Origin of the sequence: Shouchella oshimensis, assembly GCF_002019765.1 — a bacterium.
Classification (GTDB): Bacteria; Bacillota; Bacilli; order Bacillales; family Bacillaceae_D; genus Shouchella; species Shouchella oshimensis.
The window spans coordinates 2577592-2599992 of record NZ_KV917380.1 but is presented as its reverse complement, the minus strand read 5'-3'; the positions used below and the strand labels follow the sequence as shown (position 1 = coordinate 2599992).

Sequence of the window (22401 nt, the reverse complement as noted above, 5' to 3'; positions counted from 1 at the left end):
CCGGGTTTAGGAGGGGTTTAAGTGAAGAAATTTGCGTTAATTGGACAGCCACTAAGTCACAGCCTAAGCCCAAGTATTCATGCAGCTGCTTATCATGACTTGCAACTCCATGGGCACTATGATCTCTTGGAAACGGCGACTGAGCAAGTTGAAGGCGTCATTGAGTTAGTACGAACAGGGGAGATTGATGGCTTAAACGTGACCATCCCTCATAAAGTGACAGTAATGCCATTTTTAGACGCTATTGATGAAGACGCAAATGCCATTGGTGCGGTTAATACGATAAAAAAAGTAGGCAATCAAGTGATCGGCTACAATACTGATGCTCAGGGCTTTAAAGAGTCGTTACTAGAACGATTGCACATAAAAACTGTTAGGCAACAACGCATACTTGTCATTGGTGCTGGTGGAGCGGCAAGAGCGATTGTGCATACACTTGGTAAAGATGGAGCCGTGTTAACCATCGTGAACCGAACAATAAGTAAAGCAGAAGAGTTGGCAGGAATGTACCCGTTTGACGTAACTCACCTTACGATTGAAGCAGCGGAAATGATATTGAATCAATTTGATATTGTGATTAATACGACTTCTGTAGGGATGTCGTCCTTTACAAATAAATCGCCTATAAAGCTTGACCGATTGGCGAGCTCAACCCTTGTTTGTGATCTTATTTATAATCCGCTAGAAACGATCTTATTAAAAGAGGCAAAAAATCGAGGCAACGCTACACTGAACGGCGTAGGTATGCTCGTAAATCAAGCAGCTTTGGCTATTGAAATTTGGACTGGAAAGAAACCAAATCGCAAGTTGATGGAAGAAACACTGGTAAGAGAAGTAAGGAATTAATGGAGGAAGCTCATGTTAACAAATAAGCAGAAACGATTTTTGAGAAGCAAATCTCATCCCATCCAGCCGATTTTTCAGGTTGGAAAAGCGGGTGTAAATGAAAATATGATTACGCAAATAAATGAAGCACTTGAAGTAAGAGAGCTTATTAAAGTATCGATTTTACAAAACTGTATGGAAGATAAAGAAACGATCACAGCAGAAATGGTGGAAGGTACAGAAGCGCACGTCGTTCAAGTGATTGGTAGTACGATCATTCTATACAAAAAATCGGTAAACAATCCTAAGCTGCAATTACCAAATTAAACGTGGAGGTAAGCGGATGCGAAGAATTGGGTTGTTTGGTGGAACGTTTGATCCTCCGCACCATGGGCATTTATTAATTGCTCAAGAAGCACAACTTCAGTTAGGCCTAGACGAAGTGTGGTTTATTCCTGTTTCAAGCCCACCTCATAAAGTTCGAACAGAATTAACATCCGGTGCAGACCGACTGGCATTAACGAAAGCTGCTGTAAACGGGCATCCTGCATTTAAAGTGCTTGATTTAGAAATAGAACGTAAAGGGAAATCGTATACGTATGTTACTGTGCGTGAGTTACGAGAGTTATATCCGCAAGCCCACTTTTATTTTCTTATTGGTGCTGATATGGTGGAACAATTAGATCATTGGTATAACATTAGCGAGCTAAAGAATATGGTGACATTTGCGGCGTTTGACCGACCAGGTTCGCATATTGATGATGCCACAGAAGTCATACGCATCCCGTTTCCACAAATCGATATTTCGTCATCGTTTATTCGCGAACGGGTTAGGGCTAAAATGCCAATACGCTATTTTGTGCCTGAGTTAGTTAGGAAATTTATAGAGGAGCAATCATTATATGACGGTAACACTAACAGAAGCATGGAACATCGTTCGTCGTCATTTACCAGAGAAACGTTTTAAACATACAGTTGGTGTACGTGATACAGCCATTCGCCTGGCAAAGCATTATTATGTTGACGAAAAAAAAGCAGAGTTAGCAGCCATTGTTCATGATCTTTGTAAATACTTTGATACCGATGAAATGAAGCAAGGATTAGCTACTGTAGGAGAAAACCATTGGGCGGCGTGTGGAAGTGAGCTTCTTCACGCTCCATATGGTGCAATGTATGTGGAAAAAGAACTTGGTATAAAAGATAACGAGGTTCTTCAAGCCATCCGCTCTCATACAACAGGTAGGGCGGCTATGAGTCCGTTGGAGCAAGTTGTTTTTGTAGCCGATTATATTGAACCGAATCGTTCATTTGTTGGCGTAGACCAAGCTCGGAAGTACGCAACCGTTAGTCTTGATACTGCTTGTCTTTTTAGTTTAACAAATACAATTCAGTATTTACTCTCAAAAAGGTCACCTATTCACCCATATACTGTTGAAGCATATAATTACTACACATTGAAAGGGGAACACAAAGATTGAATTCATTTTTAAAATTAGCTGTTCATACAATAGACGATAAACGAGGGCATAACATCACGGCTCTTAACATGAAGGGAATCTCTCCCATTGCAGATTACTTTGTGATTTGTCACGGTAATTCAGAAAAACAAGTACAAGCCATTGCTCATGAATTGAAAAAAGTATTTCAAGAAGAGGGCTTAGAAATTAAACGACTAGAAGGTTATGATCAAGCGCGTTGGGTCTTGCTGGATATAGGAGATGTGGTCGTCCATATTTTCCACAAAGAGGAACGTGTCTATTATAATTTAGAAAAGCTATGGGGTGACGCGCCGTCTGTCCCATTGCAAGAGGTTATTAGCCAATGATGAGACCTGGAGAGTCCGCAACTCTTACCGTAGTAAGAGAGGCTTCTTTTGGCTATTTCCTCTCAGACGGAAATGAAGATGTGTTGCTGCATAAAAATGATGTGACAGAAGCGATAGCGATTGATGATTCTTTGAACGTTTTCTTATATCACGATCACCAAAATCGTTTAAGTGCAACCATGAAGACACCTATCATTAAAGATGACGAGATTGACTGGTTAGAGGTCGTGCAGGTGCGGCCCACACATGGTGTGTTTGTTTATAACGGCATTTCACGAGATTTATTTATCTCTATGGATGAATTTCCACAAGATCGAAGCGAATGGCCAGAAAAAGGAGACCGTTTATGCTGCTCCCTTACATGGGATAAAAAAGGGCGTCTCATGGGACGACTCGTTAAAGGTGCACCAATAACCGATAAAGCCGTACCGGCGGATCAGTCTTGGCTCAATCGTGAAGTGTCAGGTATTGTGTACCACTTTTTAGACGAAGGCGCAGCCATTTATGTAGAAGACGGTCCAATTGCTTTCTTACATCAAGATGAAGCCGATGGCATACCGAGGCTTGGACAACTGATTAAAGGACGTGTCCACTTTGTACGCGAAGATGGACGCATTAATATTACTCAGCGTTTAAAGCGAACCGATCAGCAAGACATTGATGCGAAAAAAGTGTTAATGTATCTAGAGAGTCGACGTAATCAAGCGATGCCCTTAACGGACAAATCAGCACCAGAAGATATTGAGCGTGCGGTAGGAATGAGTAAAGCAGCGTTTAAACGAGCTCTTGGGAAGCTTATGAAACAAAAGCTTATTGAGCAAAAAGATGGATTTACCCATAAAGTAAAATGAACGGAAGATTGATTGCATGAAACCTTATATACATTTCGCGCACATCTATGATCATTTAATGGCTCACGTAGAGTATGACCAGTGGTTAATTTATATGGAAAACGTTTTTAAAGAAAGAAAGGTTCAAATATCAAAAGTGCTTGATGTTGGCTGTGGAACAGGTGAGCTTATGCTCCGTATGCATCAAGCTGGTTTCGTTACAACTGGGCTAGACATCTCGGAGGATATGCTAGCGATAGCACATCAAAAATTACAAGCTGCTCACATTCAGCCGCAACTTTTTCAAGAGGATATGAGTCAATTTTCTCTTCCTGAAAATTATGATGCAATAACCATTTTTTGTGATTCGTTAAACTATCTTGAAAAAGAAGAAGATGTAAAGCGTGTTTTTTCACGTTGTTACAATGCCTTACACAAAAACGGCATTTTACTTTTTGATGTTCATTCCCCTTTTAAAATACAGCAGTTTTATCAGGCTACATTTGCAGACGAACAAGATGGTATTGCCTATATGTGGCACTCATTTGCTGGGGAAGAACCACTAAGTGTAGAGCATGAACTTACATTTTTTATTGAGACGGAGAATGGTCTATATGAGCGCGTCGAAGAGCTTCATAAAGAGCGAACGTTTGACGTAGCTACGTATACAAAGTGGTTGAAAGAAGCGGGTTTTACAGATATTCGTATAACAGGTGATTTTAATCAGTTCGAGCTTCATGATCAAACAGAAAGAATTTTCTTTTCTGCCCAGAAAAAGCAGGAAATGAGCAATTAATAGCGAAAAAGTTAAAATAAGTTAGGAAAACCTAACTTATTTTAACTGAAATTCCTGCGCTAGCTTTTTCTTCTCCGTTGCATATTTTTCTTCAGTTAAACGAAACAATGATCCAAATCCCTCTCCTAATAATTGATCTAAATGAGCAATGCCGACCCCTGTAATACCTCCTGGAACACATACTCGTTCTTGTAATGTTGGAAGTGTGTAATACCCCTCTTGTAACAATTTCCCTAAACCAATTAACATGGATGTCGTTAATTCTGTTGCTTCTTTTTCACCTAATGGCGTCTCTGATACAGCTCCTTCAATAAATCGCTGCGCCATAAATGCAAAAAATGCAGGCCCACAACTTACAATATCAGAAGAAACTCGGGTAACATCCTCATCAATAAACAAAGGTCGCGATATGGATGAGACAAAGGAAATGATCGCTTCTTCATCAGCACTCGTGCAACGAGAACTAAAACTAACAAGGGTAGAACCGGACTGAGCTCGGTTTAAAATGCTCGGGATAATACGGGCTACTTTACAAGGGAAAAGCTCTTCTAAATGGTGAATGGATACTGGGCTCGTTATAGAGATTACTACATGTTCACTTACTAAATAAGGAGCGACTGTTGGTGTTAAACCCGGAATATCCTTTGGTTTTACACAAACGAAAATCCATTTACACTGTCGAGTTAACTCTTCAATATTAGAAGCAATATGAATAGCTGGGTAGGTTTCTTTTATCTTTATTGCTTTTTCAATTGTCCGATTCGTAATAACAATGTCTTCTTCTTTTATTGTCTTCGCTTCAAGTAACGTATCAATGAGCATACTGCCCATACTTCCTGTTCCAATAAAGCCAATCTTCATCCGAATTACCTCCTTTAAGACGTAGCTTTACTCATGTTATGCGCCCATGCTTGGTTAACATTCATACAAATTAGTAGAGGAGGGTTAAAAGGTGAAGAGCCTGTTGCATTATGTAAAACAACAGTATCTACCGATTGTGATCATTGTTGGAGTCGTTATGATGCTTATCTTCTTTCTTTTTAATCGAAGCGATACAATAGCGAACGGCGAAGATGCTTTTGAGACAGACCCCTTTAAAACAATGGACTTAGAGGATGAATTAATAGATGACGTGCCGCTTGTGTTAATGGTTGATGTGAAAGGTGCTGTGAAGCTACCTGGGGTTTATACGTTTACTGAAGGAGATCGAATTGACGATGCTATAAAGAGAGCTGGAGGTTTTACAGAGGATGCTGAAGAAATTCATGTTAATCTAGCTCTTAAACTTCTAGATGAGCAAGTAATTTACGTTCCGGAAATGGGAGAGGCACCTGTTGAGATAGAACAGCATTGGAAAGAAGAAGGGGAGGGAGAGTCTGAAAAAGTCAATTTAAATACAGCAACGATTGAAGAACTACAAGGGCTAACTGGGATTGGTCCTGCAAAAGCTGCGTCAATTGTTTCCCATCGAGAAGAACACGGCCCCTATCAAACCATTGACGATTTGAAAAATGTCAGTGGAATAGGTGAAAAATCTTTTGATTCTTTAAAAGATTTTATAGAAGTGAACTAATACACCATTTGACGCTTTCTTTTATTCATTTTACACTCTTATATATGTAAGAGAAAAGGAGTACAAACATGGAACGAATTTCGTGGGATTTATATTTTATGTCACAAAGCCAATTGCTTTCATTACGAAGTACGTGCCCGAGACTGAAAGTAGGCGCGACAATTGTTAGAGAAAAGCGTATTATTGCAGGTGGCTATAATGGCTCTGTAACAGGGTCTGATCACTGCTTAGATCAAGGGTGTTATGTCGTTGACGGACATTGCATAAGAACCGTTCACGCAGAAGTAAATGCATTATTACAGTGTGCTAAGTTTGGTGTGCCAACAAAAGGTGCGGAAATTTATATTACCCACTTTCCGTGTGTGCATTGCGCAAAGTCATTAATACAAGCAGGTATTTCCAAAGTGCATTATGCCAATGATTACAAAAACCAGCCTTATGCAGAGCAATTGTTTGCAGAAGCAGGAATTGAGTGTATAGAAGTAGAGCTAGATCCAACTGTATTTGATACACTGTTTCACGATAAGCTCTCATTAACAACTGAATTACTACAAGAAGTAGAAGAGCTTGGGATATCAAGTGATCGGTTAGAAGAATTTGTTACAAAAACAAAAACATTGTATTTTTCAAAAGCAAGTGAATAAAGCATTTATCTCCTTTTTATCTGCTATCTCCGCTATTTTATTTGTTGTTCAACTAGAATCTACTCTCGCTTTAATTTTTTTACTCATCGCTCTTGTTCTTTCCTCTTATTCGTTTAGTAAAGGGGAAAGAGCAGCTCCTCTCTTTTTTCTTTTACCTTTTAGCCTGTACCTTTGCTCGACATCTTTTATTGACGACCGTAATGCTTCCTCTTTAAAACCAGGACCGACATCCCTTACTTTTTATGTGAAAGAAGCGCCCTATATAAACGGCAGTCAGTTAACAACAACGATTAAAACAACTGACGGAGAAACCTTGTTGCTAATGGGCTACGCTAAGGAAGAGGTAGAGCTCTATCGTCCAGACATGAGTGTAGGGAACATCTGTCAAGCTAAGGGGGATCTAACGCAACCCACAGTTGCAAGAAATCGCTATGGATTTGACTATCGTCAGTATTTGTATTATCAGCATATACATATGCTATTTCGCGTTACCCAGCTGGCTACCATTTCATGCAAATCAATTGATTTGCAGTCTTTTGTTACAAAAGTGCAAAAGTATAGACATAACGCAACACAACGGCTACAGGAGCAACTACCACCGTCATTGAGTGGCATTGTACTTGCTTTAACATTTGGAGAGCGTCGCTATCTAGCTCCTGATGTCATAGAGGCTTATTCGAAGCTCGGTGTTATTCATTTACTGGCTATATCGGGTCTGCATGTGGGCATACTGACAGGGTCAATTTTTTATCTTTTAATACGAATTGGTATTCCAAGAGAAGTTGTTTTTATTAGTTTGCTTGCGTTTCTTCCTGTTTTTATTATTCTTACTGGTGCATCACCCCCTGTAATCCGAGCAGCAATTATGACGATGATTTACTTTTTCCTCGTGCTTCTTCGTGTACCTATTCATCCTTTTTATGGATTTTCAGCCATTTTCCTTCTTTATTTGCTCGTCCAACCGTATGCGCTATTTCAATTAGGTTTTCAACTATCCTTCCTTGTTTCATTTACACTCCTTCTCATGCAAAAGCCAATTATGGACCGGTACCATTCTTATGGAAAGCGACTTTTTTGTGTGACAACAATTGCCCAATTAGTCGGGTTGCCTTTAATCGCCTATCATTTCTTTCAATGGTCACCCCTTAGTTTACTGATTAATCTTGTCTACATTCCATTTATTTCCATCGTTTTACTCCCTTACAGTTTTTTTCTCGTATTTATAAGTGAGCTTCCTATCATTCCAATTGATCCCCTTGTAATGGCATCAGAAACCTTAATGGTATGGATACACAAATGGGTCGTTGAGCTAGGCAATAATGTATATATGTGGGTGATAGGTCGGCCAACGATAGTTCAAATGATGGTACTATATGGCTTTCTAGTAGCCATTGCACTTCTATGGGAAAAGCAGTCTTACTGGACGTGGGTTGCGATCGGTTTATTTTGCGTTGCTTTAACGGTGCCAGCCCAGTTACCAAAATTCAATGGAAACGCAGTTATTACTATGCTTGACGTAGGGCAAGGAGATAGTTTTCTCATTGAAACACCAAATCGAAAAGAAGTCTATCTTATTGATACTGGTGGCGTTATGACGTTTGCCACAGAGGATTGGGAACAGAGGAAAAAAACTTTTGACACAGGAAAGGACATTGTTGTGCCTTATTTAAAGGCAAAAGGGATTAAATCACTAACAGGTCTCATTTTAACTCACGGTGATTTTGATCATATAGGTGGGGCTAAAGGGATTTTGGAGAATGTACATGTTGAATACGTATATTATCCAGAAGGAGAACTCGAAAAAGAAATTGAAGTCGAATTATTTGAACAAGTAGATGACGAAAAAATGGTTTTAGTTAAAGCGGGGGATATGATTTCGAATCAATTTTATGTTCTTCATCCATCGAGTGATCGAATATGGAGTGGAAATGATCAGTCCATAGTGCTTTATGGTTCCTTTCACAAACAATCTATTTTATTTACCGGCGATTTAGAAGAAGAGGGTGAGAATCATTTACTTAAGGACTTTCCTAATTTAAAAGTAGACATCTTAAAAGCTGGTCATCATGGTAGTCGGACATCAACTCAAGAATCGTTACTTGATCAGCTTAAACCTAACATCGCACTCGTATCAGCAGGAGTGAACAATCGATTTGGTCATCCCCATCCAGAAGTACTAGAGCGACTGCATACACGAGATATTCATGTCTATCAAACAAATATCCACGGATCAGTCGAACTTTCTATTAGAAGCGATGGCATCTCCATTCATAAAAGTGTGCCGCACGCAAATGAAAAAACAGCTCCCGAATAGACAGACTAAGCAGGTTTCTTATGTACGAAGGTTCAATGGAACCATCCATGCGGAAACGTTTTCTTTTTAGTCAAATAAAAGGAGCTGTTTTTTCTGTGGGTGGTTAGTGTGTGGCCACGTCCACAATATTAGCGATGACAAAAATTAATGCAAAAAATCCAAAAGAGGCAACAAAACCAACAACAGAAGGGACAATGTCATTTGCTTTGTCTTGTACGTCTTTTTCAAATTTATTCATTTCTTGCACCTCCTCTACGAAGTAAGTATACGTGATTTTAAAGTAAATGAAAAGGTACGATCGTGGTTAGCCCAACGTTTTACAAAATAAAGCGGATATCAGCACCGAACAATCATTCATTGCATATGGTGAAAGTAAGAAATAAAGGTCGCCCGCTTTTAACGGGAAGTCCTAGGGTCTTCGTTAGAAGCGTTCATTATAGATAGGGGGGAGAGGATATCTCTCCCTTGCTCATTTGCTAAAAAGTGACTAAACTAGAGTGGATGAGCATGAGATTGGAGTTATACATATGACGATTTTAACAACAATAAAACAGTTAAAGCGTGATACGCTACAAAGAGTCTATTTTCTTTATGGCGTTGAAACGTTTTTAATAAATGAGTTTGTTGATAAAGTTCATCAGTTATTGTTTACTGAAGAAGATGAATCAATGAACGATATTCGCTTTCAATTAATGGACACACCTATTCAAGAAATTGTCGAGGAAGCAGCAACAATACCTTTTTTTTCAACCCATAAACTCGTTGTTGTGAATGATTTTCATTTAGTATCTAGTCAAAAAGTGAAAGCAAAAGTTGAGCATGATGTACAAGCGTTAGAAGAGTATTTAGCATCGCCAGCCGATTCGACGGTTCTTCTTATTATAGCCCCGTATGAGAAAATTGATGAGCGGAAAAAGCTAACGAAACGATTAAAAAAAGAAGTTACAACGGTAGAGTCTAACCCGTTAAATGAAGAGCAAGTGAAGCAGTGGATTGCAAATTCTCTAAATGAAAATGGGTTTCATATTGATCAGCGGGCATCACAACTTCTGTTTTCAAGAGTGGGCTCCAATTTAATGTTGCTGGAGAAGGAATTGGAGAAATGCATGCTTTATACAGCAGATAGAAAACATATAGTGGAGCAAGATGTGAAAGAGCTAGTCGCAGAAACAGTAGAGGAGAGCATCTTTTCCGTGGTTGAGAGTGTTGCATTAGGGAAAACCGAGCGTGCGTTGCTTGTCTATCATAAATTATTGCGTCAAAAAGAAGAGCCACTCGCGATTCTCGCCTTGTTAACGAGACAATTCCGTAATTTACTTTATGTGAAGATTAGACAAGAAAAAGGCTATGGACAAAAAGAAATAGCTAGTCAATTAAAGTTGCACCCATATGTTGTTCAGCTTGCTCTTCAGCAAACGAAGCGTTATTCAAAACCTTACTTACGTCGAGCGTTAATCGCGTGTGCAGATACAGATTACGCTATAAAAACAGGTAGAGATGTAAAGGAGCGAGCAGTTGAACTACTTCTTATTTCATTGAGTATGTGACCATAATAAAAACGACTCACCAATTGGTGAGTCGTTTTTATTGTTTTATAAACAGTAAGTCTTATGCAGACAAGCTGTTTAATTTTTTTGCAAGACGAGATTTTTGACGAGCTGCAGCGTTTTTATGGATAAGTCCTTTTGTTGCGGCTTTATCAATCTTCTTCGTTGCTTCAGCAAAAGCAGTTTTTGCTTCTTCTGCATTACCGTTAGAAGCAGCAGTTTCAAAGTTCTTAACTGCAGAACGTAAAGCAGATTTTTGCGCTGCGTTTTGCACGCGACGTTTATCGTTTGTTTTAACACGTTTAATAGCAGATTTGATGTTTGGCATTTATTTCACCTCCGTCATAAAATGGCCTATGCGAAGGCCTCTCTAGATCACTGTTTCAGCAGTACAACACTCTGCATTTTATCAAACATACTCCACGAATGCAATACAAAGTGTTGAAGTCTTCTATCTTCTGAATGTTTTCTTTTTGACTCGGTCATATTAAAGGCATGACATTGACGAAGGAGAAGCGATAAAATGGGAAATTTAAACATGGAACCGTATGCGATTCGTACAGATCTTGCACTTGAAGCACATGAAATGGTTGTGGAGGAACAAGTTAATCAAAATGTGAAAGAGCCGACTAAAGTTGATGATGTGCTAGTAGTAGAAGAAACAATAGCGAATGTGAAAGTAACAAAAGTGAAAATTGGTGCAAAGGGTGCAGAACGCTTAGGGAAACAAGCTGGGAACTATTTAACCTTTGAAGCTCAAGGTATAAGGCAAAAAGATACCGAATTACAGGCAGACCTTGAACGAGTGTTTGCGAACGAGTTCTCTGCTTTCTTAAAACGCTCCTCAATTCACGAAGACGCTACATGCTTAATTGTTGGACTGGGAAATTGGAATGTGACACCTGATGCTCTGGGACCCCTTGCGGTAGAAGAGATTCTAGTCACAAAGCATTTATTTAAACTTGCACCAGAAGAAGTTCAAGATGGATATCGCTCAGTTAGTGCCATTACCCCAGGCGTTATGGGTGTAACTGGTATTGAGACAAGTGATGTTGTCTTTGGTGTTATTGAAAAAACAAAACCAGACTTTTTAATCGTCATTGATGCACTCGCTTCACGATCCATTGAACGGGTCAACACAACGATTCAAATAGCGGATACAGGCATACACCCAGGTAGCGGTGTAGGAAATAATCGAAAAGCAATGAATCAAGAAACACTTGGTATTCCAGTTATCGCCATCGGCATACCGACTGTTGTTGATGCAGTGACCATTACTTCTGATGCCATTGATTTTGTTCTTAAGCATATGGGCAAAGAAATGCGTGAAGGAGATAAGCCATCAAGACGATTAGCACCTGCTGGTATGACGTTTGGAGAGAAGCGGACACTAACAGATGAAGACCTACCCGATGAAACTGGTCGAAAAGCTATTTTAGGTATGGTAGGAGGATTGGAAATGGAAGAGAAGCGCAGACTTATTCAAGAAGTACTTGCTCCTCTCGGGCATAATTTGATGGTCACACCTAAAGAAATAGACGTTTTTATAGAAGATATGGCTCACGTGGTTGCTGGGGGATTGAATGCAGCTCTACATGGAAAAGTGAACCAAGAAAATGTCGGAGCGTACACAAAATAAGACGTGAGAGGAGCTGTCTCAATGATTTTGAGTATAGCTCCTTTTTTAAAAGTAACCAAGCTGCCTCTTTAAACAGGTTTTTAATTTGCCAAATGAAAAGGATTTGTTCTGATCCTATTCTTCTCGCATACAGTATACAAATGGACAGGCTGTTTGAATCGGGCTAGAGAGGATGAGCGACATGAAAACTGCGAAACGTCGATTTTTCTTATTATTTTTTAGTATTTTATTTGGCTTGATGATGGGTGTGCAGTTAATGAGTGAGTATGCAGGGTTAAATGAACCAAAGCCATTAAACATAGAATTAATAGAAAAGGAAGAAGAGAACCAGCTTCAGCCAGTGTCTCCAGCGCAAGAAGTAGTGGTTGAAAAGAAACCTTTGACAACGGATCGAGAAGAAAAAGGATTATCAAATTTATTCTCAGACTTAGGTTCGACGTTAGCAGACCAAACAGAAGGTGCAACACGGTCAGGGTTGGAGAAAGTGGCTTCTATTGTACAAGGAAGCGTTAATAAAGACGATAGGTAGATCAATCAAAAGCTTTTATTGCTGGTGTGCCTTAACCTTGTTATAATAAGGGATAGTGTAAATGCAGGTTTTTTAGGGGTGAAGGCAAACGAATGAAAAAGGATCAAAATTTAGAGCGTCAATCCAGAATTCGTAATTTCTCGATTATTGCTCACATTGACCACGGTAAATCAACGCTGGCTGATCGAATATTGGAACGAACCGGCGCATTAACAGACCGAGAAATGAAAGACCAGACGCTTGATGCAATGGATCTTGAAAGAGAACGTGGCATTACAATTAAACTAAATGCGGTTCAGTTGAAATATAAAGCGAAAGACGGAGAAGAGTATATCTTTCATTTAATTGATACACCAGGACATGTCGATTTTACATATGAAGTCTCACGAAGTTTAGCTGCTTGTGAAGGTGCTCTGTTAATTGTTGATAGCGCGCAAGGAATTGAAGCTCAAACATTGGCCAATGTGTATTTAGCGTTGGATAATGATTTAGAAATTCTTCCTGTTATTAATAAAATCGACTTGCCAAGTGCAGAACCGGAACGTGTTAAGCAAGAAGTTCAAGATGTTATTGGGCTAGATGCTTCTGATGCTGTGCTCGCATCTGCAAAAAACGGAATCGGTATTGAAGAAATTCTCGAGCAAGTAGTAGAAAAGGTACCGGCACCGACTGGAGATCCAAGTGCTCCATTAAAAGCACTTATTTTTGATTCTCTTTATGATCCATATCGAGGTGTTATTGCCTACATTCGAATTGTGGAAGGCACGGTTAAGCCAGGGCAAAAAATTCGCATGATGCAAACAGGCAAAGAGTTTGAAGTCAACGAAGTAGGTGTGTTTACACCGAAAGCGATAAAATGCGATGAACTGTCTGTAGGAGATGTTGGGTTTTTAACAGCAGCTATAAAAAATGTAGGGGATTCCCGTGTAGGGGACACGATTACAAGTGCAGTTACACCGGCTGACGAGCCATTACCAGGTTATCGTAGAATGAACCCAATGGTATACTGCGGCCTTTACCCAATCGATACGGGAGAATACAATGATCTTCGCGAAGCGCTAGAACGTTTGGAACTAAACGATTCCTCGTTGCAATATGAGGCAGAAACATCTCAAGCATTAGGCTTTGGCTTTCGTTGTGGATTTCTTGGCTTACTACACATGGAGATTATACAAGAAAGAATTGAACGAGAGTTTGGTATCTCTCTAATTACAACAGCTCCATCTGTTATTTATAATGTAACGTTAACGGATCAGGAAACGGTTAAAATTGATAACCCAGCTAACATGCCTGACGCACAAAAAGTGGATCATGTTGAAGAGCCTTATGTAAAAGCAACGATTATGGTCCCAAATGATTACGTTGGCGCTGTAATGGAACTCTGTCAAGATAAGCGCGGTGTGTTTATGGACATGCAGTACTTGGATGAAGTACGCGTACAGATCATTTATGAAATCCCACTTTCAGAAATTGTGTATGACTTTTTTGATCAGCTTAAGTCTAATACAAAAGGCTATGCATCCTTTGACTATGAGCTTGTCGGCTATCGAGCATCTAAGCTTGTGAAAATGGATATTTTGTTAAATGGTGAAAAAGTCGATGCACTATCTGTTATTGTTCATCGCGATTCTGCTTATGAACGTGGAAAAATCATTGTTGAGAAATTAAAAAAATTAATTCCACGACAGCAATTTGAAGTTCCTGTTCAAGCAAGTATTGGCACAAAAGTCATTGCTCGTTCGACGATAAAAGCCATGCGTAAAAACGTTCTTTCAAAATGTTACGGTGGAGATATTTCCCGTAAACGTAAGCTTCTAGAGAAGCAAAAAGAAGGAAAGAAACGTATGAAGGCTGTCGGGAACGTTGAAGTTCCTCAAGAAGCGTTTATGGCAGTATTACGAATGGACGAGGATTAAGAATGAAAAAGCCGGCTATTTCAGTTGGCTTTTTTCTTATTAGGAGGTAAAGGTATGGGGGATTCGATTTATATCCATATTCCGTTTTGTGAACATATTTGTCACTACTGTGATTTTAATAAAGTCTTTCTAGAAAACCAGCCTGTCGATGCATATGTTGACGCACTTATAAAAGAAGTGCAGCTATCACCACAAGCTAGAGAACAGCGTCCGATTCGCACGATTTATATTGGTGGAGGAACGCCAACTGCACTTACGGCTAAACAACTAGAAACGTTATGTCAAGCGCTGCACAAAGAGTTGAATTTAAGCGCGCTTATTGAATGGTCTGTCGAAGTCAATCCCGATAGTGCTACAGCAGACCGGCTTAACGTTATGAAACGTTTCGGTGTAAACCGATTAAGCTTAGGCGTTCAAACATTTTCACAACCGATTTTAACGGAAATCGGACGAACTCATTCTCCAGAAGGGGTTCATGAGGCAATTCAAAAAGCACGAGAAAGTGGATTTACTAATCTTTCTGTTGATTTAATGTTGGGGCTTCCGAATCAATCGGTTGCAGATTTTAAAGAGTCTCTAGAAAAAGCACTTGAACTAGATGTAGAGCACATTTCTGCTTACATGTTAAAAGTCGAGAAACAAACGGTGTTTTACAACCGTAAAAAGAAGGGGACGTTATCTTTGCCTCCAGAAGAAGATGACGTTGCGATGTATGATCTATTAACGGAAATGACAAAAGCTCACGGTCTTTATCAGTATGAGCTGAGCAATTTTGGTAAGCCTGGCTATGAGAGCCAACACAATCTAGTCTACTGGAACAACTTGTCATATGCAGGGTTCGGTGCTGGTGCATCTGGTTACGAAGGACGCGTGCGCTACCAAAACATTAATCCAATTCAAAAATATATAGATGCTATCAATCAAAATGGCATTGCCCACTACCGCAGACATGATGTTTCAACGGCAGAGTATTTAGAGGAAGCTGTCTTTCTTGGTTTAAGAAAACGAGCCGGTATTAAAAAGGCAGACTTTAAAGAGCGCTATGGGTTTGACTTGGATCAATTGTTTAAATATGAGATTGCTTCAGGTGTAAAGAAAGGCCTGCTTAAAGATGGAGAAACGGCGCTTGCGTTAACAGAAGAAGGGTTATTGCTAGCGAATGAAGCATTTGAATTATTTGTGGCTTCACTTGATGAGACGCTTTATTCATAGTTAAAACGTGTTTTTTAATTGACAAAAGAGGTGCCTTTTGATAGTGTAACTATAGCATTAGCACTCAACAGCATAGAGTGCTAACAGGGAGGTGCTAGGAATGTTAACTGAAAGACAACTCTTGATCTTGCATGCAATCGTTGACGACTATGTACGTTCCGCTGAGCCAGTTGGTTCTAGAAGCATCTCTAAGCGTGCTGATGTCCAATTCAGCTCAGCAACGATACGGAATGAAATGGCCGACTTGGAAGAGCTTGGTTTTCTTGATAAGCCGCATAGCTCTGCCGGACGAGTTCCTTCTCAAAAGGGCTATCGTTACTATGTAGACCATTTACTATCTCCGCATCGATTAACAGTAGCTGAACGTTCGAGGCTGTCCACAATTGCCTCAGCGAAAATACAAGCGATTGAAGAAGTGTTCCAAGAGTCGGCACGAATTTTATCAGAAATGACAAGCTATGTGTCGATTGTTTTAGGATCTGAGCTGTCTAATGAGCGATTGCAAAAGATTCAAATCGTTCCGCTTGAGGGAATGAAAGCCATCGTTATTTTAATCAGTGAAACAGGTCATATTGAAAACCATATTGTGCTATTAGATGAACATGTCACGACAGAAGACTTAGAACGAACAGTCAATCTCTTAAATGAGCGGTTACGTGGTGTGGCATTCTCACAGTTGCAACAGAAAATTCATCATGAACTAAATCATCTTTTTAAAGCCCATGTAAGAAATTATAAGCAAGTATTAGGTATGCTTGAACCAACACTTTCACCAGCTATTACAGAAAAACTGATCTTTTCGGGCCGCTCGAATTTAATGGAGCAGCCAGAGTTTCAAGATATTGAAAAGATGAGAATGGTTTACCGAGCGCTTGAAGAAGAAACATTGCTTTATGATTGGTTGAAAACACAGCATGTGAATGGATTAAATGTTTCAATTGGAAATGAAAATCAGCTAAAGGCACTTGATGAATGTAGTATCGTCACGGCATCCTTTGCGATAAATGGGCAGCACGTCGGCACATTAGGTGTCATTGGTCCGACACGCATGGAATATCGCCGCATGTTAAAAGTAGTCGATTCATTATCAAAGAATATGTCAAAGCTACTAACGGATCATTAAACGTCATGTCTAAGTAGTGGTATAAGCTGCTACTTAACATACATAAAAACGCAAGAGCAACAATGATTGCGTCTTGTGAACATTTTTTGATATCCTGACGAAGGGTAGCAAGAGATGTACATGAGTATTGATTTTAGCAGGAGGTGAACAAGATGCCAGAGCAAAACAAAAATGAAGCTGAAGAAAAACAAGAACATGGCACTGAAGAAGTAGTAGAAGACAATCATTCTGAAGAACATATGGATGAACAGAGTGAGAATGTTCAAGAAGAACAAGAAGCTGAAGTTGTTCATCCTCTTGAAGTAGAATTAAAAGAAGCAAATGATCGACTCGCTCGAACGAAAGCTGATTATGATAACTTCAGAAGAAGAACAAAAGAAGAGCGTGAAGCTCAACTTAAATATAAATCTCAAACGTTAATTGAGAAGTTATTACCAGCTCTCGATAACTTTGAGCGTGCCCTTGCTGTAGAGCCGCAAAGTGATGAAGCAAAACAACTTCTTCAAGGAATGGAAATGGTATACCGACAAATTGAAGACGCGCTTCAAAATGAAGGTGTAACGGTCATTCCGACAGAGGGAGAAACATTTGATCCTCATTTGCACCAAGCAGTGATGCAAGTAGAAGAAGAGGGTTACGAACGTAATCAAATTGTTGCTGAACTACAAAAAGGATATCAATTAAAAGATCGTGTCATTCGCCATTCAATGGTTAAAGTGAATTCATAGGCTTAGGAGGAAAAAATATGAGTAAAATTATTGGAATTGACTTAGGTACAACGAACTCATGTGTAGCAGTAATGGAAGGTGGCGAAGCAACGGTTATCCCGAATCCAGAAGGTAACCGCACGACACCATCTGTTGTGGCTTTTAAAGATGGAGAGCGTCTAGTAGGAGAAGTTGCGAAACGCCAAGCGATTACAAATCCGAACACAGTGATCTCCATTAAGCGTCATATGGGTACTGATTACAAAGTAGAAGTAGAGGGTAAGAGCTACTCTCCACAAGAACTTTCTGCGATCATTTTACAGAAGCTTAAATCAGATGCTGAAGCCTATTTAGGTGAGAAAGTAACGAAAGCCGTTATTACGGTTCCAGCTTACTTCAACGATTCTCAGCGTCAAGCGACAAAAGATGCTGGTAAAATTGCAGGTTTAGAAGTAGATCGTATTGTCAATGAGCCGACTGCTGCAGCACTTGCATACGGTTTAGAAAAAGAAGAGGATCAAACGATTCTTGTTTACGACCTTGGTGGTGGTACATTTGACGTATCTATTCTTGAACTAGGCGATGGTTTCTTTGAAGTTAAAGCAACTTCTGGTGATAACAAGTTAGGTGGAGATGACTTTGATGATGTGATCATGGATCATCTTGTAGCAGAATTCAAAAAAGAAAATGGCATTGACTTATCACAAGATAAAATGGCTATGCAACGTTTAAAAGATGCGGCAGAAAAAGCAAAGAAAGATCTTTCTGGCGTAACCCAAACTCAAATTTCGTTACCGTTTATTACAGCAGACTCTACTGGTCCAAAGCATTTAGAGATGAACTTAACCCGTGCGAAGTTTGATGAGATCTCAAGTGATCTTGTAGAACGTACACTAGCACCGACCCGCCGTGCCCTTTCTGATGCTGGTCTTTCAGCTTCTGAAATTGACAAAGTCGTTCTTGTTGGTGGTTCTACTCGTATTCCCGCTGTACAAGAAGCAATTAAACGTTTAACAGGTAAAGACTCTCACAAAGGAGTAAATCCTGATGAAGTGGTTGCACTTGGTGCTGCAATTCAAGCAGGTGTTTTAACAGGTGATGTAAAAGACGTCGTTCTACTTGACGTTACACCATTATCTCTAGGTATTGAAACAATGGGCGGTGTGTTTACGAAATTAATCGAGCGTAATACAACCATCCCTACATCTAAATCACAAACATTTTCAACAGCTGCTGATAACCAGCCTTCTGTAGATATCCATGTGCTTCAAGGTGAACGTGAAATGGCTGCAGATAATAAAACCCTTGGTCGTTTCCAGTTAAACGATATCCCACCGGCACCGCGTGGTGTTCCACAAATCGAAGTGAGCTTTGATATTGATGCGAACGGTATCGTAAATGTAAAAGCGAAAGATCTTGGTACAAATAAAGAGCAATCTATTACCATTACATCTTCATCAGGTCTATCAGATGAAGACATCGAAAAAATGGTTCAAGATGCAGAAGAAAATGCAGAAGCGGATAAGAAGCGTCGTGAGCAAGTCGAACTTCGCAATGAAGCAGACCAGCTTGTATTCTCAACTGAAAAAACATTAACGGATCTTGGCGATAATGTGGATCAAGGGGAAAAAGAAAAAGCGGAAGCTGCTAAAGATAAGTTAAAAGCAGCACTTGAAAGTGATAATGAAGAAGAAATCAAAACCGCTAAAGACGAGCTTCAAGAAATCGTCACAGCTTTAACTACGAAAATGTATGAGCAAGCAGCACAAGCGGCACAGGCACAACAAGGCGCTGAAGGCGAAAACGCTAGCCAGCAGGATGATAATGTTGTCGATGCTGAATATGAAGAAGTAAACGACGACGAAAAGAAATAAGTGTAATGAGAAAAGTCAAAGTCAGTTTCAAGGGCTTTGACTTTTTTTTAAGAAGTCTTTTATGCCAGTTGCGCGAAAGACTTGACTGATGATAAGATGAACGTTATGTGAGAATAGGTAAAGCAGCGAGAATGCTTTGTAGTCGGGAGGAAAACCGTGAGTAAACGAGATTTTTATGAAGTGTTAGGTGTTAGCCAAAATGCTTCTGAAGACGAAGTGAAAAAAGCATACCGAAAATTAGCTCGCCAATACCACCCTGATGTGAATAAAGAAGAGGGTGCAGAAGCGAAATTTAAAGAAGTTAAAGAAGCATATGATACATTAAGTGATCCGCAAAAGAAAGCGCACTACGATCAGTTCGGTCATACAGATCCAAACCAAGGTTTTGGTGGGGCTGGAGCTGGTGATTTTGGTGGCTTTAGCGATATTTTTGACATGTTTTTCGGAGGTCAAGGTGGCGGAAGAAGAAATCCGAATGCCCCTAGACAAGGGAATGATCTTCAATACACAATGACACTCGAATTTAAAGAAGCTGTTTTTGGGAAAGAAACAGAAATCGAAATTCCTCGAGAAGAGAACTGTGAAACGTGTGATGGCTCCGGTGCAAAGCCGGGAACAAAGCCGGAAACATGCTCGCACTGTAAAGGTTCTGGTCAGCTAAATGTGGAGCAAAATACACCGTTTGGCCGTGTGGTAAATCGCCGTGTTTGTAATCATTGTGAAGGTACTGGAAAGATGATTAAAGATAAATGTAATACCTGCCATGGTAAAGGAAAGGTACGAAAACGTAAGAAAATTAGCGTCAAAGTACCTGCTGGAATTGATAACGGACAGCAGCTTCGTGTTTCTGGTCAAGGAGAAGCTGGAACAAATGGAGGTCCTGCAGGGGACTTGTATGTAGTATTCCAAGTGAAAGAACACGAATTCTTTGAGCGTGATGGTGAAGATATTTATTGTGAAGTTCCACTAACGTTTCCACAAGTTGCATTAGGGGACGAAATTGAAGTACCAACGTTAACGGGGAAAATAAAGCTAAAAATTCCAGCTGGCACACAAACAGGAACGAATTTTAGACTAAAAGGTAAAGGTGTACCGAATGTTCACGGTCGTGGCCAAGGGGATCAGCACGTACAAGTACGAGTGGTAACACCAAAAACGTTAAACGAAAATGAGAAAGAATTGATGAGAGAATTCGCAGGTATGAGTGGCGGTCGCCCGGAAGAGCAAAATGATGGGTTTTTTGATAAATTACGCCGCGCATTTAAAGGCGAGTAAAAAAGGTAGTGAAGAGAAGGAATCCTTTTCTTCACTTCTTTTACGAGTGAAATTGAAAAGGTGGATAAATAGATGAAATGGGCAGAATTTCGTGTTCATACGACGCAAGAAGCGGTAGAACCCGTTTCAAACATTCTTCACGAAGAGGGCGCAGCTGGGGTAGCGATAGAAGATCCGAAAGATTTGGTTACGGAATGGAGCGTCAAGTTTGGTGAAGTTTATGAGCTTTCTCCAGACGATTATCCAACAGAAGGCGTGATGGTGAAAGCTTATTTCCCAATGAATGATGCATTTGAACGGACAATTGCGGAAGTGGAGGACCGAATAAAAGGGTTAGTAGCTTTTGATATTCCGATTGCGCCTGGAACAACAGGCTATGTAGAAGTAAATGATGATGATTGGGCAAACGCATGGAAGAAATATTACCACCCGGTTAAAGTAACGGATCAGATTGTCATCGTTCCTACTTGGGAAGACTATCATAAAAAAGACCATGAGCTTATTATTGAACTTGACCCTGGCATGGCGTTTGGAACAGGGACTCATCCAACGACAGTACTTTCTTTACAAGCATTAGAAGAGTCTGTAAAGAAAGGTGATGCGGTCATAGATGTTGGAACAGGATCAGGCGTCCTCGCTCTCGCTGCCTGGAAATTAGGGGCAGAAAGGATACATGCCTATGATTTAGATGATGTTGCAGTAACGAGCGCACGGGAAAATTTCAAGCTTAATGATGCAGAGAATAAGATTCAAATCGCGCAAAATAATTTACTAAATGGAATCGAAGCGAATAGCGCTCATGTTGTTGTCGCAAACATTTTAGCAGAGGTGATTGTCACCTTCACAGATGACGCTTATCGAGTTGTGAAGCCAGGTGGAACTTTTATTACTTCAGGTATTATTGAACGTAAAGAACAGCTAGTTAAAGATAAAATTGAAGCGTCGGGCTTTACGATTACCGCCGTTCAACGTCAAGAAGGCTGGGTTGCCATTATAGCTAAGAAAGTCAATGAGTGAGGTGACGTATGCAGCGTTATTTTATCGCAAATAAACAAATGAGCGAAATACAGGTTACGGTAACAGGTGAAGATGCCGCTCATATTCGAAAAGTAATGCGAATGGCGGTAGGAGATGCCATCATATGTGTAAATGAGACTGGTCGAGCTGTTGTAGCGACGATAACAGCGCTTTCTGAAGATAGAGTGAGTGGAGACATTCTTTCCGAAGAAACGAAACAAACCGATTTACCTGTATACGTTACGCTTGCTCAAGGATTGCCAAAAGGGGACAAGTTTGAATACATTATTCAAAAAGCCACAGAATTAGGCGTACACGCAATCGTTCCTTTTATTGCAGAACGGTCTATTGTAAAATGGGATGAGAAAAAAATGCAAAAAAAACTTGTCCGATTTGAAAAAATCGCTAAAGAGGCGGCAGAGCAGTCCCATCGTTCTTCTGTTCCTACCATATTAAGCCCTTTAAACAGACAATCGTTAGTAACTAATTTACATACCTACGATCTCTGTTTAGTTTGTGATGAAGATGAGGCAAAAAAAGGTGGAAAAAGCGTATTAAAGGAGCAACTAGAGAAAGTAGCATCTGGAATGCGTGTATTAATCATTGTCGGCCCAGAAGGGGGAATGGCAAGACAAGAAGTGGATCAATTAACACAAGCTGGAGCCATTCCTTGTAGCTTAGGTCCAAGAATTCTTAGAACGGAAACGGCAAGTTTATATATGCTAGCCGCACTCTCTTATCAAGTAGAATTATGA

24 protein-coding genes are annotated in these 22401 nt (G+C 40.0%); 21 read left to right on the top strand and 3 right to left on the bottom strand.

All coding sequences use genetic code 11. The features are described 5' to 3' along the window. Positions 1-21 precede the first annotated feature (21 nt). The 7 genes from aroE to BK583_RS13030 are packed head-to-tail and all read left to right on the top strand — an operon-like array spanning position 22 to position 4276. Positions 22-846, top strand: a complete 825-nt coding sequence (gene aroE, locus BK583_RS13060) for a shikimate dehydrogenase (protein WP_055736052.1) — start codon at positions 22-24, stop codon at positions 844-846. Between the two features lie 12 nt (positions 847-858). Next, complete coding sequence (yhbY, locus tag BK583_RS13055) at positions 859-1152, top strand: ribosome assembly RNA-binding protein YhbY (RefSeq protein ID WP_038478817.1); 294 nt, start codon at positions 859-861, stop codon at positions 1150-1152. 16 nt (positions 1153-1168) lie between these two features. Beyond that, entirely contained in the window at positions 1169-1792 is a 624-nt protein-coding gene (locus tag BK583_RS13050; protein WP_055736051.1) for a nicotinate-nucleotide adenylyltransferase, read from the top strand. Continuing rightward, a complete protein-coding gene (gene yqeK / locus BK583_RS13045; protein WP_055736050.1) occupies positions 1728-2303 on the top strand; it encodes a bis(5'-nucleosyl)-tetraphosphatase (symmetrical) YqeK in 576 nt (191 codons plus the stop codon). Before BK583_RS13050 ends, yqeK begins: the two co-directional genes overlap by 65 nt. After that, the gene (gene rsfS, locus BK583_RS13040; RefSeq protein ID WP_038478826.1) at positions 2300-2650 is read left to right on the top strand and encodes a ribosome silencing factor; all 351 of its coding nucleotides are present in this window, start codon (positions 2300-2302) and stop codon (positions 2648-2650) included. Before yqeK ends, rsfS begins: the two co-directional genes overlap by 4 nt. After that, complete coding sequence (locus tag BK583_RS13035; protein ID WP_055736049.1) at positions 2647-3501, top strand: CvfB family protein; 855 nt, start codon at positions 2647-2649, stop codon at positions 3499-3501. The genes rsfS and BK583_RS13035 overlap by 4 nt, the downstream gene beginning before the upstream one ends. 16 nt (positions 3502-3517) lie before the next feature. Continuing rightward, positions 3518-4276, top strand: coding sequence for a class I SAM-dependent DNA methyltransferase (locus BK583_RS13030; protein ID WP_055736048.1), 759 nt, complete (start codon positions 3518-3520; stop codon positions 4274-4276). A 36-nt stretch (positions 4277-4312) separates the two neighbouring features. On the opposite strand, the gene comER is transcribed toward BK583_RS13030, so the two are convergent. Further along, positions 4313-5137, bottom strand: a complete 825-nt coding sequence (gene comER / locus BK583_RS13025) for a late competence protein ComER (RefSeq protein WP_038478835.1) — start codon at positions 5135-5137, stop codon at positions 4313-4315. 91 nt (positions 5138-5228) lie between these two features. Between comER and BK583_RS13020 the strand changes: the two genes are divergently transcribed. The 3 genes from BK583_RS13020 to BK583_RS13010 all read left to right on the top strand — a co-directional run bounded on the left by BK583_RS13020 (position 5229) and on the right by BK583_RS13010 (position 8807). Then, positions 5229-5849: a helix-hairpin-helix domain-containing protein gene (locus tag BK583_RS13020; protein ID WP_055736047.1), complete on the top strand. Its 621-nt coding sequence runs from the start codon at positions 5229-5231 to the stop codon at positions 5847-5849. A 68-nt stretch (positions 5850-5917) separates the two neighbouring features. After that, a complete protein-coding gene (locus BK583_RS13015) occupies positions 5918-6493 on the top strand; it encodes a ComE operon protein 2 (protein ID WP_038478841.1) in 576 nt (191 codons plus the stop codon). Further along, on the top strand, positions 6447-8807 hold the full coding sequence (locus BK583_RS13010; RefSeq protein WP_055736046.1) for a DNA internalization-related competence protein ComEC/Rec2: 2361 nt from the start codon (positions 6447-6449) through the stop codon (positions 8805-8807). The genes BK583_RS13015 and BK583_RS13010 overlap by 47 nt, the downstream gene beginning before the upstream one ends. A gap of 103 nt (positions 8808-8910) precedes the next feature. Here BK583_RS13010 and BK583_RS13005 read toward each other — a convergent pair whose 3' ends face one another. Further along, positions 8911-9045, bottom strand: coding sequence for a YqzM family protein (locus BK583_RS13005; protein ID WP_035396374.1), 135 nt, complete (start codon positions 9043-9045; stop codon positions 8911-8913). A 289-nt stretch (positions 9046-9334) separates the two neighbouring features. Between BK583_RS13005 and holA the strand changes: the two genes are divergently transcribed. Continuing rightward, entirely contained in the window at positions 9335-10354 is a 1020-nt protein-coding gene (gene holA / locus BK583_RS13000; RefSeq protein WP_055736045.1) for a DNA polymerase III subunit delta, read from the top strand. Positions 10355-10415: 61 nt separating this feature from the next. Here the strand turns inward: holA and rpsT are convergent, their stop codons facing one another. After that, positions 10416-10682: a 30S ribosomal protein S20 gene (gene rpsT / locus BK583_RS12995; protein ID WP_038478851.1), complete on the bottom strand. Its 267-nt coding sequence runs from the start codon at positions 10680-10682 to the stop codon at positions 10416-10418. A 195-nt stretch (positions 10683-10877) separates the two neighbouring features. Between rpsT and gpr the strand changes: the two genes are divergently transcribed. The 10 genes from gpr (at position 10878) to BK583_RS12945 (ending at position 22401) form a co-directional block, all read left to right on the top strand. Next, positions 10878-11993, top strand: coding sequence for a GPR endopeptidase (gpr, locus tag BK583_RS12990; protein ID WP_055736044.1), 1116 nt, complete (start codon positions 10878-10880; stop codon positions 11991-11993). A gap of 181 nt (positions 11994-12174) precedes the next feature. Continuing rightward, positions 12175-12522: a hypothetical protein gene (locus BK583_RS12985; protein WP_055736043.1), complete on the top strand. Its 348-nt coding sequence runs from the start codon at positions 12175-12177 to the stop codon at positions 12520-12522. 92 nt (positions 12523-12614) lie between these two features. Continuing rightward, on the top strand, positions 12615-14438 hold the full coding sequence (gene lepA / locus BK583_RS12980; protein ID WP_055736042.1) for a translation elongation factor 4: 1824 nt from the start codon (positions 12615-12617) through the stop codon (positions 14436-14438). A 54-nt stretch (positions 14439-14492) separates the two neighbouring features. After that, positions 14493-15650 (top strand): radical SAM family heme chaperone HemW, encoded by a 1158-nt coding sequence (gene hemW, locus BK583_RS12975; RefSeq protein ID WP_055736041.1) that lies wholly within the window; start codon positions 14493-14495, stop codon positions 15648-15650. A 100-nt stretch (positions 15651-15750) separates the two neighbouring features. Continuing rightward, entirely contained in the window at positions 15751-16773 is a 1023-nt protein-coding gene (gene hrcA / locus BK583_RS12970) for a heat-inducible transcriptional repressor HrcA (RefSeq protein ID WP_055736040.1), read from the top strand. 152 nt (positions 16774-16925) lie between these two features. Further along, the gene (gene grpE, locus BK583_RS12965; RefSeq protein ID WP_038478868.1) at positions 16926-17501 is read left to right on the top strand and encodes a nucleotide exchange factor GrpE; all 576 of its coding nucleotides are present in this window, start codon (positions 16926-16928) and stop codon (positions 17499-17501) included. Between the two features lie 17 nt (positions 17502-17518). Further along, on the top strand, positions 17519-19354 hold the full coding sequence (dnaK, locus tag BK583_RS12960) for a molecular chaperone DnaK (protein ID WP_038478871.1): 1836 nt from the start codon (positions 17519-17521) through the stop codon (positions 19352-19354). Between the two features lie 156 nt (positions 19355-19510). Beyond that, the gene (dnaJ, locus tag BK583_RS12955) at positions 19511-20629 is read left to right on the top strand and encodes a molecular chaperone DnaJ (protein ID WP_038478874.1); all 1119 of its coding nucleotides are present in this window, start codon (positions 19511-19513) and stop codon (positions 20627-20629) included. 72 nt (positions 20630-20701) lie between these two features. Continuing rightward, on the top strand, positions 20702-21646 hold the full coding sequence (prmA, locus tag BK583_RS12950) for a 50S ribosomal protein L11 methyltransferase (protein WP_055736039.1): 945 nt from the start codon (positions 20702-20704) through the stop codon (positions 21644-21646). 8 nt (positions 21647-21654) lie between these two features. Beyond that, positions 21655-22401 (top strand): 16S rRNA (uracil(1498)-N(3))-methyltransferase, encoded by a 747-nt coding sequence (locus tag BK583_RS12945; RefSeq protein ID WP_055736038.1) that lies wholly within the window; start codon positions 21655-21657, stop codon positions 22399-22401.

Bases quoted from the DNA above. Each gene is read 5' to 3' on its own strand.
- yhbY (WP_038478817.1), top strand. From the start codon at position 859: ATGTTAACAAATAAGCAGAAACGATTTTTGAGAAGCAAATCTCATCCC.
- BK583_RS13050 (WP_055736051.1), top strand. From the start codon at position 1,169: ATGCGAAGAATTGGGTTGTTTGGTGGAACGTTTGATCCTCCGCACCAT.
- yqeK (WP_055736050.1), top strand. From the start codon at position 1,728: ATGACGGTAACACTAACAGAAGCATGGAACATCGTTCGTCGTCATTTA.
- BK583_RS13035 (WP_055736049.1), top strand. From the start codon at position 2,647: ATGATGAGACCTGGAGAGTCCGCAACTCTTACCGTAGTAAGAGAGGCT.
- BK583_RS13030 (WP_055736048.1), top strand. From the start codon at position 3,518: ATGAAACCTTATATACATTTCGCGCACATCTATGATCATTTAATGGCT.
- comER (WP_038478835.1), bottom strand. From the start codon at position 5,137: ATGAAGATTGGCTTTATTGGAACAGGAAGTATGGGCAGTATGCTCATT.
- BK583_RS13015 (WP_038478841.1), top strand. From the start codon at position 5,918: ATGGAACGAATTTCGTGGGATTTATATTTTATGTCACAAAGCCAATTG.
- BK583_RS13005 (WP_035396374.1), bottom strand. From the start codon at position 9,045: ATGAATAAATTTGAAAAAGACGTACAAGACAAAGCAAATGACATTGTC.
- holA (WP_055736045.1), top strand. From the start codon at position 9,335: ATGACGATTTTAACAACAATAAAACAGTTAAAGCGTGATACGCTACAA.
- rpsT (WP_038478851.1), bottom strand. From the start codon at position 10,682: ATGCCAAACATCAAATCTGCTATTAAACGTGTTAAAACAAACGATAAA.
- gpr (WP_055736044.1), top strand. From the start codon at position 10,878: ATGGGAAATTTAAACATGGAACCGTATGCGATTCGTACAGATCTTGCA.
- BK583_RS12985 (WP_055736043.1), top strand. From the start codon at position 12,175: ATGAAAACTGCGAAACGTCGATTTTTCTTATTATTTTTTAGTATTTTA.
- lepA (WP_055736042.1), top strand. From the start codon at position 12,615: ATGAAAAAGGATCAAAATTTAGAGCGTCAATCCAGAATTCGTAATTTC.
- hemW (WP_055736041.1), top strand. From the start codon at position 14,493: ATGGGGGATTCGATTTATATCCATATTCCGTTTTGTGAACATATTTGT.
- hrcA (WP_055736040.1), top strand. From the start codon at position 15,751: ATGTTAACTGAAAGACAACTCTTGATCTTGCATGCAATCGTTGACGAC.
- grpE (WP_038478868.1), top strand. From the start codon at position 16,926: ATGCCAGAGCAAAACAAAAATGAAGCTGAAGAAAAACAAGAACATGGC.
- dnaK (WP_038478871.1), top strand. From the start codon at position 17,519: ATGAGTAAAATTATTGGAATTGACTTAGGTACAACGAACTCATGTGTA.
- prmA (WP_055736039.1), top strand. From the start codon at position 20,702: ATGAAATGGGCAGAATTTCGTGTTCATACGACGCAAGAAGCGGTAGAA.
- BK583_RS12945 (WP_055736038.1), top strand. From the start codon at position 21,655: ATGCAGCGTTATTTTATCGCAAATAAACAAATGAGCGAAATACAGGTT.